This is a genomic window from Xanthobacter sp. (assembly GCF_041911315.1).
Taxonomy (GTDB): Bacteria; Pseudomonadota; Alphaproteobacteria; order Rhizobiales; family Xanthobacteraceae; genus Xanthobacter; species Xanthobacter aminoxidans.
Map to the genome: position 1 here is coordinate 47,808 of NZ_JAYRPE010000017.1, position 13,345 is coordinate 61,152.

The following is a 13,345-nucleotide window of genomic DNA, read 5'->3' on the forward strand; positions in this document are numbered from 1 at the left end:
ACCGATGACCGCTCCCATCCTCGTCACCGGCGGCGGCCGCGGGCTTGGCTCGGCCATCGTGCGGCGGCTCGCCGAGGCCGGCTATCCCGTCGTCTTCACCTACCGCTCGGCGGTCGCCGAGGCGGAGGCGCTGATCGCCTACGTCCGTGCGGCGACGCCCGGTGCCGTCATCTCGGCTCGCCCCCTCGACCTCGCCGACCGCGCGGCGGTGGAGGCGTTCGCCGAAGAACTGGAGGCCGGGGAGACCTACTTCGGCTTCTGCCACAACGCCGGCGCCTCCTACGACACGCTCGCCGCCATGATCGACCAGGACAAGGCCGAGGCGGTGATGCAGGTGAACCACTTCGCCTTCGTGCGCCTCGCCCGTGCTCTGGTGCGTCCCATGACCCGCGCCAGGGCCGGCCGCATCGTCGCCATCGGCTCGGTGGCGGCACTGCAGGCGAACCAGGGCAATGCCGCCTATGCCGCGTCCAAGGCCGCCCTGCTCGCCCATGTGCGCGGCCTCGCCATCGAGACCGCACGGCGCGGCGTGACGGTGAATTATGTCGCCCCCGGCTTCATCGATACCGCCATGCTGGAGAAGTTCGCGGACTATCGGGCGAAGATGGAGGCGCAGATCCCCGCCGGCCGCTTCGCCACCCCCGACGACGTGGCACAGGTGGTGGCCTTTCTCTTCTCCCCCGGCGCGGGCTATATGACCGGCGCCATTCTGCCGGTGGATGGCGGGCTCTCCGCCTCGCTCGCCGCCCACCGCTGATCCAACCTTTTGAGAATAACAATGCGTGGCCTCCAGCTCGTCTCCGACCGCAAGCTCGAACTCGTCGATCTCCCCGAGGCGGAAGCCCCGGGCGCCGGAGAGGTGCAGATCCGGGTGAAGGCGCTGGCGCTCAACCACATCGACGTGTGGGGCTGGCGCGGCATGGCCTTCGCCAAGCGCAAGATGCCCCTCGTGGTGGGCGCCGAGGCCGCCGGCGAGATCGTGGCGCTGGGCGCCGACGTGCGCGGCCTCAAGGTCGGCCAGACGGTCGCCATGTACGGCGCCATGACCTGCGGCCACTGCGCCAACTGCCTGAAGGGCCGCGACAACCTCTGCCAGAACGTGGGCGGCGTGCTCGGCTTCCACATCGACGGCTTCGCCCGCGACGTGCTGAACATGCCCGAGCGACTGGTGATCCCCGCCCCTGAGGGCGTCTCCTTCGAGGAAGCGGCCTGCGCCGGCATCACCTTCTCCACCGTCGAGCATATGCTGTTCGACAATGCGAAGCTGGAGAAGGGCGAGACCGTGCTCGTCCATGCCGGCGGCTCGGGCATCGGCTCCGCCGCCATCCGCCTCGCCAAGGACGTGGGCGCCACCGTCATCACCACCGTGGGCGATGACGAGAAGATGGAAAAGGCGAAGGCGCTGGGCGCCGACCACGTCATCAACTACCGCAAGGACCGTTTCGAGCACGAGGTCCGCAAGATCACCAAGAAGGTGGGCGTGGACGTGGTGTTCGAGCATGTGGGCGCCGACACCTGGAACGCCTCGCTGCTCTCCATGAAGCCCGGCGCGCGGCTCGTCACCTGCGGCTCCACCTCGGGCGTCTCGGTGCAGATGAACCTGATGCAGCTGTTCCAGCGCCAGTACAAGATCTTCGGCTCGTTCGGCGCCACCATCCGCAACGTGGCGGACGGGCTCGAGAAGATGGGCCGGGGCGTCAAGCCCGTCATCGACACCGTGGTGCCGCTGGAGAACTTCAACGAGGGCCTGGAGCGGCTGGAAAGCCGCAAGGTGTTCGGCAAGATCGTGGTGAAGTTCTGAGGCGGGGGCGGCGCACGCAACCGTGGCCCGGCTCCCCCTCCCCGTCCGCAAGGCCATCCATCGGCTGAAGCTGGCGCTCGCGCCCGCCATCGAGGTGCTGGTCGCGGGCTACGTGCGCTTCTCCGTGTGGTGGCTGCGCCTGTGGCCGCTGTGGCTCTCGGCCGGCGGCATGGCCTTCTGGGCCAAGCTGCTCGGCCCGTTCTTCGCGGTCAGCAAGGTGGCGCGGCGCAATCTCGCCGCTGCCTACCCGGAGAAGAGCCCGGCGGAAATCAACACCCTCATCCGCGGCATCTGGGCCAACATGGGCCGCCTCGCCGCCGAGTTCGCCCAGCAGGATCGCCTGTGGGACTACGATCCCGCGCATCCGAACGCGGGCCGGATCGAGGTGAAGGGCGCGGAAATCTTCCAGCGCCTGCGGGACGACGGCCGCCCCGCGCTGTTCTTCACCGCCCATACCGGCAATTGGGAATTGTGCGCCATCGCCGGCGCCGCGTTCGGCGTGCCGGGCGGCGTGCTCTATCGCGCGCCCAACAACAAGCGCGCCGCCGAGCTGATCGAGGAGATGCGCTCCGGCACCATGCCCGGCCTCGTGCGCGCCGGCCGCGATGCGGGCCGCCAGATGGCGCGCATGCTGGCCGAGGGGCAGCATCTGGGCATGCTGATCGACCAGTACTGGACCGGCGGTCCGCCGGTGATGTTCTTCGGCCGCCCCTGCGCCACCAACCCGACGCTCGCCCGCCTCGCCCGCCAGTTCGATTGCCCGGTGCACGGCATGCGCGTCATCCGCCTGCCCGGCGCCCGCTTCCGAGTGGAGATCACCGAGGAAATCGCCCTCCCCCGCGACGGCGAGGGCAAGATCGAGGTGGTGGGCGCCATGCAGGCCGTCACGTCAGTCATCGAGGGCTGGGTGCGCGAATATCCCGAACAATGGCTCTGGCTCCACCGCCGCTGGCGGTGAGGTTCCCGCCCCTCCCCCTTGCCGCGCCCCGGCCAATCCTATAAAGCCCGCGCTTTCCGTTTTCGCGAAGGTATGAGGGATGAGCACGGCTGACGTTGCCGTCATCATGGGCAGCCAGTCCGACTGGGAGACCATGCGCCATGCGGCCGAGACGCTGGATGCGCTCGGGATCACGCACGACTGCCGCATCGTCTCCGCCCACCGCACGCCGGATCGCATGTATGCCTTCGCCAGAAGCGCGAAGGCGGACGGCTTCAAGGTCATCATCGCCGGTGCCGGCGGCGCGGCGCACCTGCCGGGCATGGTGGCGGCGCTGACGCCCCTGCCGGTGTTCGGCGTGCCGGTGCAGTCCAAGGCGCTCTCCGGCCTCGACAGCCTTTATTCCATCGTGCAGATGCCGGCCGGAATCCCGGTCGGTACGCTGGCCATCGGCGTTGCGGGCGCCACCAACGCCGCCCTGCTGGCGGCCGCCGTGCTGGCGCTCTCCGACCCCGCCCTCGCCGACCGGCTCGACGCCTGGCGCGCCGCGCGCACGGAAGCGGTGGCGGAACGGCCGGTCTGACCATGCTCAAGCCCGGTAGTGTTATCGGTATCCTCGGCGGCGGGCAGCTCGGCCGCATGATCGCGCTCGCGGCAGCGGAGCTTGGCCTCAAGGCGCATGTACTGTGCCCGGACAAGGACAGCCCCGCCTTCCACGTCAGCGCCGCCCATATCTGCGCCGCCTATGACGATTTCGACGCGCTGGCGCGCTTCGCGGCCGGGGTCGACGTCGTGACCTACGAGTTCGAGAACGTACCGCTGGCCACCGCCGAGTTCCTCGCCGCGCGGGTGCCGCTGCGGCCCGGCGCCAAGGCGCTCGCCATCACGCAGGACCGGCTCGCGGAGAAGAGCTTCGTGCGCGACCTCGGCATCGAGACCGCGCCCTTCGCCGCAGTGGACAGCCTCGCCGATCTCGAAGCCGCGGTTGCGCAGCTGGGCCTGCCTGCCGTGCTGAAGACGCGCCGCTTCGGCTATGACGGCAAGGGGCAGGTGATGATCCGCCCCGGCGAGGATCTCACCGCCGCGTGGCACGCCCTCGGACGGCAGAGTGCCATCCTCGAAGGCTTTGTCAGCTTCGTCCGCGAGGTGTCCGTGGTCGCGGCCCGTCGCGGCGACGGCGCCTTCTGCGCTTATGACGTGACCGAGAACGTGCACCGCGAGCACATCCTGCACACCTCCACCGTTCCCGCGACGCTCACCGCCGATGCGGCGCGCAAGGCCCGAGCCATCGCGCGGGACATCGGCGACGCGCTCGACTACGAGGGCGTGTTCGCGGTCGAGCTGTTCGTGGTCTGCCAGGGGTCGAGCGAGCGGGTGATCGTCAACGAGATCGCCCCGCGCGTGCACAACAGCGGCCACTGGACCCAGGACGGCGCCGTCACCTCCCAGTTCGAGCAGCATGTGCGCGCCATCGCCGGCTGGCCCCTCGGCGAGGTCTCGCGCCTCGGTCGGGCGCAGATGACCAATCTCATCGGTGCGGACGTGCATGACTGGCACGCTCTCCTCGCAGAGCCGGGCACGCACCTGCACCTCTATGGCAAGGAAGAAGCCCGCGCCGGCCGCAAGATGGGCCATGTGGTGCGGGTCGCGCGCGATCCCGAAGCCTGCGCGAACGTGCCGGATGGCGAAGGCTGCTGACTCGTGAGCCGGCTCTTCCCCTAGGGACTGAGACGAATCGCCATGATGACGCATCGCAGCGTTTGACGCATGAATCGGGCGTCCACGGCGGTTTTTTTGTACCGTCGAAGCCATGATCCGAAACTGTGGTGGCAGATGTCTTTGTCCGACGATCGCATCAAGGACCGCTTCTCCGAATGGCTGCGCGACCTTGCACGGCATATGGCCCGGTCCGGGCGCTATTGCAGCTGGCGGGTCATCCAGATCGAACTGCGCTTCATGCAGGGCATCCGCGAGGCGGCCACCTGCTTCTCCGATGCCGCCATCCGCAGCGAGCTCGACGCCCTCTGCCGCGAGGCGCAGAAGAGCGGCACCCCGATCTTCATGCTGCCCGCCCGGAGCGAATCCGGCCTGACGACGGCCGGCTGACGCGTTCGGCGAAGTACCCCGCGAGTCGATGCCGGCGCGCGGGAAAGTGAGCCGGCGCAAGGCGCCGCCTCCCGTTTTCGCCGTTGCGAGGCGTGTGGACAAGCTGCACCTCTTCTGGTAAGAGAGCGCTTCCTTCGGACAGGTCGAGGACAGGCGCACGCGCCATCTTCTGCGGTCCGATGTTTCAGATCAGGTAAGGCTCCGGCTCGGCGCAACAGCTCGAAGAGGTAAACACGTGCAAGTTCTCGTCCGCGATAACAACGTCGATCAGGCCCTCAAGGCGCTCAAGAAGAAGATGCAGCGCGAGGGGATCTTCCGCGAGATGAAGCTGCGTGGCCACTACGAGAAGCCGTCCGAGAAGCGCGCCCGCGAGGAGGCCGAGGCCATCCGCCGTGCACGCAAGCTGGCCCGCAAGCGCGCCCAGCGCGAAGGCCTGATTCCGTCCAAGCCGCGCCCCACCACCCGCTGAAACGCCCAGGTCGCTGAGGTCCGCAACGCCGGGCATTCGAGCTGACCGTCGAAAGCGTTCCCTCAGTCGGTTTATGAGCTTTTGCATCCGCGCGATCCCGGTCGCGCGGATTTGCTTTTATGGCGGCCGGGCATTTTCGTGCGCCGCCTGGCGCCACGCTCCCGCCTGTCGCGCGCCTGTCTCCGAAGCCGTGGGAAGAGAAAGTGGTGTTCGCTCAGATTGCGGTGCAATCCGATCGACGCCTGCTCTAGACTGCCGTTGCGCCGGCATGCCGGGCCTTGATCCGGCTGCGGGTCGGCCGGTCGGCGCAGGGGGCGCAAGGCCTCCGATGAGGGAGAAAGGCCGAATGGTCGCGCGCGTGGTCACTGTCGAGCCCTTCGATATCGTCGTCTTCGGTGCCACCGGCGATCTCGCCCGTCGCAAACTCCTTCCAGCGCTGTTCGAGCGCGACCTCGCCGGCCAGATGCCGGACGACGCGCGCATCATCGGCACCTCCCGCCGCCCTCTGCCCGATGACGACTTCCGTGCCTTCGCCCGTGATGCGCTCGGCGTTGCGGATGGTGTCGAGGACGTGGACCAGGCGGTGCTGGCCCGCTTCCTCAACCGTCTGACCTATGTGGCGGTCGATGCCCTCTCCGACGAGGGCTGGCCCGATCTCGCCGCGACGCTGAAGGCGGGGGAAGATCGCGTCCGCGTCTTCTATCTGGCTGTGGGGCCGGACCTGTTCGATCCCATCTGCGCGCGCATCGGCGCGTTCGGTCTGGTCACCGACCTGTCCCGCGTGGTGGTGGAAAAGCCGGTGGGCAAGGACCTCGCCTCCGCCCAGAAGGTGAATGCGGCGGTCGGGCGCGTCTTCCGCGAGGAGGCGGTGTTCCGCATCGACCACTATCTCGGCAAGGAGACGGTGCAGAACCTGATGGCGCTCAGGTTCGCCAACGCCCTGTTCGAGCCGGTGTGGAACAACGCGCACATCGACCATGTGCAGATCACCGTGGCCGAAAGCATCGGCACCGCCGGCCGCGCCGGCTATTACGACACCGCCGGCGCGCTGCGCGACATGGTGCAGAACCATATCCTCCAGCTCCTCTGCCTCGTGGCCATGGAGCCGCCCGTCTCGCTCGACGCCGACGCGGTGCGCGACGAGAAGTTGAAGGTGCTCAAGGCGCTGGAGCCCATCAACGAGAGCAATTTCGCGCAGATGACGGTGCGCGGCCAGTATCGCGCCGGCGCCTCGGCCGGCGGGGCGGTGCCCGGCTATCTGGAGGAGCTCGGCTCCGGCGAGAGCAGCACCGAGACGTTCGTCGCCATCAAGGCGGAGATCGGCAACTGGCGCTGGTCCGGCGTTCCGTTCTACCTGCGCACGGGCAAGCGGCTCGCTTCGCGCGTGTCCGAGATCGTGGTGGCGTTCCGGCCCATTCCCCATTCGGTGTTCGACGACCACGCCGGCCCCATCATGGCCAATCGCCTGGTGATCCGCCTGCAGCCGGACGAGGGCGTGAAGCTCTGGCTGATGATCAAGGATCCCGGCCCCGGCGGCATGCGCCTGCAGCATGTGCCGCTGGACATGAGCTTCGCCTCCGTCTTCGGCGTGCGGAACCCGGACGCCTACGAGCGGCTTATCATGGACGTGGTGCGCGGCAACCAGACCCTGTTCATGCGTCGCGACGAGGTGGAAGCCGCCTGGCGCTGGGTGGATCCCATCCTCGACGCATGGCGGGCCTCGCGCGACCAGCCCAAGCCCTACACGGCCGGGACATGGGGGCCTTCCGCCGCCATCGCCCTGATCGAACGGGACGGGCGCACCTGGACCGATGACGCCTGAGGCTTCCCGTGACCCCGCCGACCACACCCATCGCCCTCAACACCTATGAGGATTCGGCCGGCCTCGCCCGGGCGCTTGCCGCCCATGTGGCCGAGGCCCTGCGCCGCCGCATCGCCCGCGACGGCATGGCGAGCCTCGCCGTCTCGGGCGGGCGCACCCCGCTCGCCTTCTTCGAAACCCTCTCCGGCGCGCCGATCGACTGGTCCCGTGTGGCGGTGACGCTCGTGGACGAGCGCTGGGTGCCGGAGACGTCGGAGCGATCCAACGCCGCTCTGGTGCGCCGCCATCTTCTGAAGGGACCGGCGGCGGACGCCCGCTTCGTGCCGCTCTATACCGGAGCGGCGACGCCGGAGGACGGGCTTGCGGAGGCCACCGGGCGGGTCGCCGCCCTCCCCTCCCCCTTCGCGGCCGTGGTGCTCGGCATGGGAGACGACGGGCATACCGCCTCCTTCTTCCCCGGCGCCGAGACGCTTGCCGGAGCCATCGATCCCGCGACGCCCGAAATCCTCGCCGCCGTGCGCGCGGATGCGGCGGGCGAGCCGCGCATCACCTTCACCCTGCCCCGGCTGGTTTCAGCCGACACGCTGGTGCTGCACATCGAGGGCATGACCAAGCGCGCAGTGCTGGAGCGCGCCTGCGCCGGCGGCCCCGTTGAAGAGTTGCCCATCCGCTCCGTCCTCAGGGCGCGTGTGCCCCTCGACGTGATGTGGTGCCCCTGAACAAGAGGTCCGAGCCATGACTGAAGCCCAGCCGAGCGCGACCGACGCCGCCTTCGCCGCCCTCGACGCCGCCTGGAAAGGCCGGACCGGGCGCATCGCCGACCTGTTCGCCGCCCCCGATCGCTTCGAGCGCTTCTCCACCAGCTACGGTGATCTGCTGCTCGATTTCTCCAAGACCGCCATCACCGACGAGACTCTGGCGCAGCTGCTGGATCTCGCCCGCGCCGCGGGTGTGGAACAGCTGCGTGACGCCATGTTCGCCGGCGACCACATCAACCTCACCGAGGACCGGGCGGTGCTGCACACGGCGCTGCGCAACCGCTCGGACGAGAGCATTCCCGTCGACGGCATCGACGTGAAGACCGGCGTGGACGAGACCCTGCGCAATCTCACCGCCTTCGCCTATGCGGTGCGCGAGGGGCGCATCGCCGGTGCGCGCGGCAACGCCTTCACCGACGTGGTGAACATCGGCATCGGCGGCTCGGATCTCGGCCCGGCCATGGTGACGGGGGCTCTCGCGCCCTATCACGACGGTCCCCGCTGCCACTTCGTCTCCAACGTGGATGGCGCCCACATCGCCGATACCCTCAAGGGGCTCAATCCGGCAACGACGCTGTTCATCGTCGCCTCCAAGACCTTCACCACCGTCGAGACCATGTGCAATGCGGGCACGGCCCGCGCCTTCATCGCGGATGCGCTCGGCGAGGCCGCCGTGGGTGACCATTTCGCCGCCGTCTCCACGTCCCTTGATCGGGTTGAGGCCTTCGGCATCTCGCGCGAGCGAACCTTCGGTTTCTGGGACTGGGTGGGCGGCCGCTATTCAGTGTGGTCGGCCATCGGCCTGCCGGTGATGATCGCCATCGGGCCAGATCGCTTCGGCGAGTTCCTCGCCGGCGCCGCCGCCATGGACGAGCATTTCCGCTCCGCGCCGCTGGACCAGAACATGCCGGTGCTGCTGGGCCTCGTCGGGATCTGGCACCGCAACATCTGCGGCTATCCCAGCCGCGCCATCATTCCCTACGACCAGCGCCTCGCGCGCCTGCCGGCCTATCTCCAGCAGCTCGACATGGAGAGCAACGGCAAGGGCGTCACGCGCGATGGCCGGCCTGCCGTGCGTGGCACGGGCCCCATCGTCTGGGGGGAGCCGGGCACCAATGCCCAGCACGCGTTCTTCCAGCTGCTCCACCAGGGCACCGACACCGTGCCGGTGGAATTCCTCATCGCCGCGCAGGGCCACGAGCCGAACCTGAAGAATCACCAGAACCTTCTGGTGGCCAACTGCCTCGCCCAGGCGGAAGCCCTGATGCGCGGCCGAACCCTCGAGGAGGCCGCGGCCCAACTCGTCCAGAAGGGATTTTCGGCCGAACAGGTCGCCGCGATCGCCCCCCATCGGGTGTTCCCCGGCGACCGGCCCTCCATCACCATCGCCTATGCGGAGCTCGACCCCTTCTCCCTCGGCCGCATCATCGCGCTCTATGAGCATCGGGTGTTCGTCGAGGCCGCAGTGTGGGGCATCAACGCCTTCGACCAGTGGGGCGTGGAGCTTGGGAAGGAACTGGCGACGCAGTTCCTCCCCGCCGTCGAAGGCGGAGCCCTCCCCCCCGGCGCATCGGGGTCAACAGCCGGCCTCCTGGCCTACCTTGGCGGTCTGGCTCAAGCCTGAAGTGACTGCTTTCGGATGACGCGCGCCTGCGCGCTTGTGCGCGCTTGCCGGCGGCGAGGGGCAATGTTGCTATGCAGCATTGCGGGTCCGCCTCTGCGTATTTTGTATACCACGAGATTGGACAAGCGCGGTACAAGGTGACTGTACCGGGACGCGGAGGCGTCGGGCGAATTGGATCAAGCCCGGCGAAACGCGCCGCATCCCTTCGGCATCATGCCGGGAGAGAGTTATGAACGCGCTTGAGCTTACGGCTTTCGGCCTTTTCGGGATTGTCCTCACCTTCGCCGCCAACGGCCTGACGGCACAGAAGCCGTACATGACGGTGGCCGGCGGCCCTGGCATTCCGATCGAGGATGTCCTGCTGCAGACGCCCGAGCCGCGCGTTGCCCGCGTTGCCCCCTCGACCGACACGAAGGGCGCGGTCTCAAACCTCGTCATGGTTCATGCCGGCCCCTTCACCGCGGTCCCGCGCGGCAACTGACCAAAAAGAAGGGAGCGGCAAGCCGCTCCCTCAGTTGGGCCCGGGGTAGGTGGGCCGAACGTTTGAGGCAGAGCCTCAGCCAGTGACCTTCGCGCTTGCCGGCTGGGCCGCAGCCTGGGCAGCGGCGCCGGCAACGAAGCGGGTGCGCATCGGCTTCAGCACGAAGATGGCCATGAGAGCGGCGATCGCGTTGACCGCAGCGGTGATCATGAACACCAGGTCCCAGTTGCCGAGGCTGGCCACAGCCACCGAGGCCATCGGCACCACCAGCGAGGCCGTGCCCTTGGCGGTGTAGAGAAGGCCGGCATTGGTGGTGGCGAACTTGCCGCCGAAGGTGTCGCCGCAGGTGGCGGGGAAGAGCGAGTAGATCTCACCCCAGGCGAAGAACACGAGGCCGGTCAGCAGCACGAACAGCACCGGGTTGGAGCCGAAGTGGGCCAGGGCCAGCACGCCCACCGCTTCGAGGCCGAAGGCGATGAACATGGTGTTCTCACGGCCGATGTTGTCCGACACCCAGCCGAAGAAGGGACGGGTGAGGCCGTTTAGCACGCGGTCGATGGACAGGGCGAAGGTCAGCGCCGGCATGGTCAGGCCGATGATGGAGACCGGCACGTCGGCGATCTTGAAGTCCTTGGCGATGGAGCCGAGCTGTGCGGTCGCCATGAGGCCACCAGCCGCCACCAGCACGAACATGAGGTACATGACCCAGAACACCGGGGCCTTCACCATCTCGCCGGGGCCGTAGTTGCGACGGCTCTGGGTGGCCGAAGCCTTGACCGCGGGCAGTTGTCCTTCCTTCGGCGCCTGCAGCAGAAGGGAGAGCACCATCACGACCGCGCCCTGCATCAGGCCGAAGAACAGGAAGGTGTGCTCATAGCCCTGCGACTTGATCATGGCCGCGATGGGTACGATCGTGAGCGCGGAACCGGCGCCGAAACCGGCGGCCGTGATGCCCGCGGCGAGACCGCGACGATCCGGGAACCACTTCAGCGCGGAGCCGACGCAGGTACCATAGACCGCGCCCGCGCCGGTGCCGCCCAGGGCTGCCGAGACATAGAGCATGGCGAGGCTGTCGGCCCGCGAATTCAGGAACCACGACAGGGCGCACAGGATACCGCCGATGAACACGACGATCCGCGGGCCGAACTTGTCCACGAACCAGCCCTCGACCGGAACCAGCCAGGTCTCGAACAGCACGAAGATGGTGAAGGCGACCTGGATGGAGGCGCGGCCCCACTGGTGCTTCTCGTTCATGGGCTCGACGAACAGCGTCCACCCATACTGAAGATTGGCGATCATCGACATGCAGATCACGCCGATGAGCAGTTGCAGCCAACGCCCTCCAATCGGGCCGCCGACAGGCGCTGCGGAGTTCTGAGCCATTTCCTTCCCTTTCTCACTGGGGATCATCGAATGCGATGAACGGCCCGTGACGGTCGCCATTCTTGTTCGGGCCGTTCATCGACCCGTTCGCGAACCGTGGGGAAAGGTGCACACAGAATCTGGTATACAGAATGCCGTTACGGCTATGTAACTGTTACTTTTCGCTGTAATTCGGGCGTTAGAGGGCCAATTCGGCAACTCAGATCCAGATCCCGCCTGTAAATAGAGAGGGGCACCCCAGTCCCGCTCCTCGACTTCAGGAATCTCAGATAGAACACGACAGCCGAATAAATCTATTCTGTACTTGAGACATATAAACAAACACCGAATCACTCTGCACTTCTACAGCGTCGCCGCAATCCGGCCAACCCCCGTCATTTCAGAACGGCGTTGCTCGGCCGGGAGTGGATTCGGCATCACCAGCACCATCTCGGCCTTGCCTCCCCTGCGCCTCAAACGAAAAAAGCCCCGGCCGAAGCCGGGGCTTGAGGGACCGCCAGATGGCGGTGGAGGGACTCGTTGGCGCGCGATCGGGCCGCGCGGATTGAATTTCGGTGTGCGCGGGGAGGTCTCGCCCCTTTCCCACACGCCGGCGCCGTCATGGCAGCGCCTGACTTATATGTCCGGGCGGCATTCACCGCCCGGAACAGAGCCTCAGGCTGTCACCTGACGCGCGGCCGTTGCAGCTGCCGCCTCGGCATTGAGCCGGTGATGGCGGGCGAGCATGGGCCGCAGGACGAACAGGGCGCCGAAAGCGGCGGTCAGGTCCATGGCGGCGACGGTGTAGAGCACCGTGCTCCAGCTGCCGGTCGCTTCCATCAGCAGGTTGGCCATCGGCACCAGCAAGGCGGCAAAGCCCTTCGCGGTGTAGAGCATGCCGTAGATCTTGCCGATGTGCTTGGAACCGAAGGTATCCGCGGCCGTGGCCGAGAACAGGGAGTAGACTTCGCCCCAGGCGAGGAAGACGACGCCCGACAGGATCACGAAGGCCCAGGGATTAGTGCCGAACGTGCCCAGCGCGACAATGCCGATACCTTCCATGGCGAAGGCGAAGAACATCGTCTTCTCACGGCCGATATGATCGGAGATCCAGCCGAAGAACGGACGCGAGAAGCCGTTCAGGATGCGGTCCAGCATCAGCGCGAAGGGCAGCGCGGCCATGGTGAAGAAGTACAGGTTCACGTCGATGTGCTTGACGCCGAGATCCTCGGCGATCACGCCCAGCTGCGCCACCGCCATCAGGCCGCCGGAGACGGTGAGGACGAACATGGTCAGCATCACATAGAACACCGGGGTGCGCAGGGCCTCGCCGAGCGTATAGTCCCGGCGGGACTGGGCAACCGTCGAGGAGAACGTCACCTCGCTCTTGCCCGGCGCACGCAGGAAGCCGGCGGCGAGCATGATCACCGCGCCCTGCACGAGGCCGAAGGTGAAGAAGGTGTCCTGGTAGCCGCTCGACTTGATCATCGCGGCAATGGGCAGGATGGTCAGCACCGTGCCCGAGCCGTAACCGGCTGCGGTGAGGCCGACCGCGAGGCCGCGGCGGTCCGGGAACCACTTCAGCGCGGCGTTCACGCAGGTGGCGTAGACGCAGCCGACGCCGATGCCGCCGACGGCAGCCGCCACATAAAGCGCGGTGAGCGAACCCGCATAGGAGTTCATCACCCAGCTGAGGCCGGTGAAGAAGCCGCCGACCAGCACCATCACGCGCGGGCCGTACTTGTCGATGAAGTAACCCTCGATGGGGGTGAGCCAGGTCTGCACCACCACGAACACGGTGAAGGCCACCTGGACGGACGCGCGGGTCCAGCCGTGCGCCGAAACGATCTCAGGAACGAACAAAGTCCACGAATACTGAATGTTTGCTGCCGCCACCATGCAGACGACGCCAGCCACCAACTGGAGCCAGCGATTTGTCGCTGGCGCCTTCACTGCCATTTCGCTCATTTTTCCTACCCCTTAGA

Annotated in this window: 13 protein-coding genes; 11 read left to right on the top strand and 2 right to left on the bottom strand. The window is 67.4% G+C overall.

Annotation, left to right across the window (positions count from 1 at the left end):
* The first annotated feature begins 4 nt into the window (after positions 1-4).
* From ACE3QW_RS06675 to ACE3QW_RS06725, 11 genes are all read left to right on the top strand, one after another.
* Positions 5-757 (top strand): SDR family NAD(P)-dependent oxidoreductase, encoded by a 753-nt coding sequence (locus ACE3QW_RS06675; RefSeq protein WP_374250913.1) that lies wholly within the window; start codon positions 5-7, stop codon positions 755-757.
* 21 nt (positions 758-778) lie between these two features.
* Positions 779-1,801 (top strand): zinc-binding dehydrogenase, encoded by a 1,023-nt coding sequence (locus ACE3QW_RS06680; RefSeq protein WP_024279923.1) that lies wholly within the window; start codon positions 779-781, stop codon positions 1,799-1,801.
* Positions 1,802-1,823: 22 nt separating this feature from the next.
* Positions 1,824-2,759, top strand: coding sequence for a lipid A biosynthesis lauroyl acyltransferase (locus ACE3QW_RS06685; protein ID WP_374250914.1), 936 nt, complete (start codon positions 1,824-1,826; stop codon positions 2,757-2,759).
* A gap of 79 nt (positions 2,760-2,838) precedes the next feature.
* Complete coding sequence (gene purE / locus ACE3QW_RS06690) at positions 2,839-3,321, top strand: 5-(carboxyamino)imidazole ribonucleotide mutase (protein WP_029557677.1); 483 nt, start codon at positions 2,839-2,841, stop codon at positions 3,319-3,321.
* Between the two features lie 2 nt (positions 3,322-3,323).
* A complete protein-coding gene (locus ACE3QW_RS06695; protein WP_374250915.1) occupies positions 3,324-4,436 on the top strand; it encodes a 5-(carboxyamino)imidazole ribonucleotide synthase in 1,113 nt (370 codons plus the stop codon).
* A 135-nt stretch (positions 4,437-4,571) separates the two neighbouring features.
* Positions 4,572-4,844, top strand: a complete 273-nt coding sequence (locus ACE3QW_RS06700; RefSeq protein ID WP_024279927.1) for a hypothetical protein — start codon at positions 4,572-4,574, stop codon at positions 4,842-4,844.
* 235 nt (positions 4,845-5,079) lie between these two features.
* Positions 5,080-5,313 (top strand): 30S ribosomal protein S21, encoded by a 234-nt coding sequence (rpsU, locus tag ACE3QW_RS06705; RefSeq protein WP_029557675.1) that lies wholly within the window; start codon positions 5,080-5,082, stop codon positions 5,311-5,313.
* A gap of 346 nt (positions 5,314-5,659) precedes the next feature.
* Positions 5,660-7,135, top strand: coding sequence for a glucose-6-phosphate dehydrogenase (zwf, locus tag ACE3QW_RS06710; RefSeq protein WP_029557674.1), 1,476 nt, complete (start codon positions 5,660-5,662; stop codon positions 7,133-7,135).
* 8 nt (positions 7,136-7,143) lie between these two features.
* Positions 7,144-7,854 carry a 6-phosphogluconolactonase gene (gene pgl, locus ACE3QW_RS06715; RefSeq protein ID WP_374250916.1) on the top strand — a complete coding sequence of 237 codons (711 nt, stop codon included), beginning with the start codon at positions 7,144-7,146 and terminating at the stop codon, positions 7,852-7,854.
* Between the two features lie 16 nt (positions 7,855-7,870).
* On the top strand, positions 7,871-9,517 hold the full coding sequence (gene pgi, locus ACE3QW_RS06720; protein WP_374250917.1) for a glucose-6-phosphate isomerase: 1,647 nt from the start codon (positions 7,871-7,873) through the stop codon (positions 9,515-9,517).
* A gap of 229 nt (positions 9,518-9,746) precedes the next feature.
* Positions 9,747-9,998 carry a hypothetical protein gene (locus tag ACE3QW_RS06725; RefSeq protein ID WP_029557671.1) on the top strand — a complete coding sequence of 84 codons (252 nt, stop codon included), beginning with the start codon at positions 9,747-9,749 and terminating at the stop codon, positions 9,996-9,998.
* A gap of 75 nt (positions 9,999-10,073) precedes the next feature.
* Here the strand turns inward: ACE3QW_RS06725 and oxlT (ACE3QW_RS06730) are convergent, their stop codons facing one another.
* The gene (gene oxlT / locus ACE3QW_RS06730) at positions 10,074-11,381 is read right to left on the bottom strand and encodes an oxalate/formate MFS antiporter (protein WP_029557670.1); all 1,308 of its coding nucleotides are present in this window, start codon (positions 11,379-11,381) and stop codon (positions 10,074-10,076) included.
* 654 nt (positions 11,382-12,035) lie between these two features.
* Entirely contained in the window at positions 12,036-13,319 is a 1,284-nt protein-coding gene (gene oxlT, locus ACE3QW_RS06735; RefSeq protein ID WP_051679118.1) for an oxalate/formate MFS antiporter, read from the bottom strand.
* Positions 13,320-13,345: the final 26 nt, after the last annotated feature.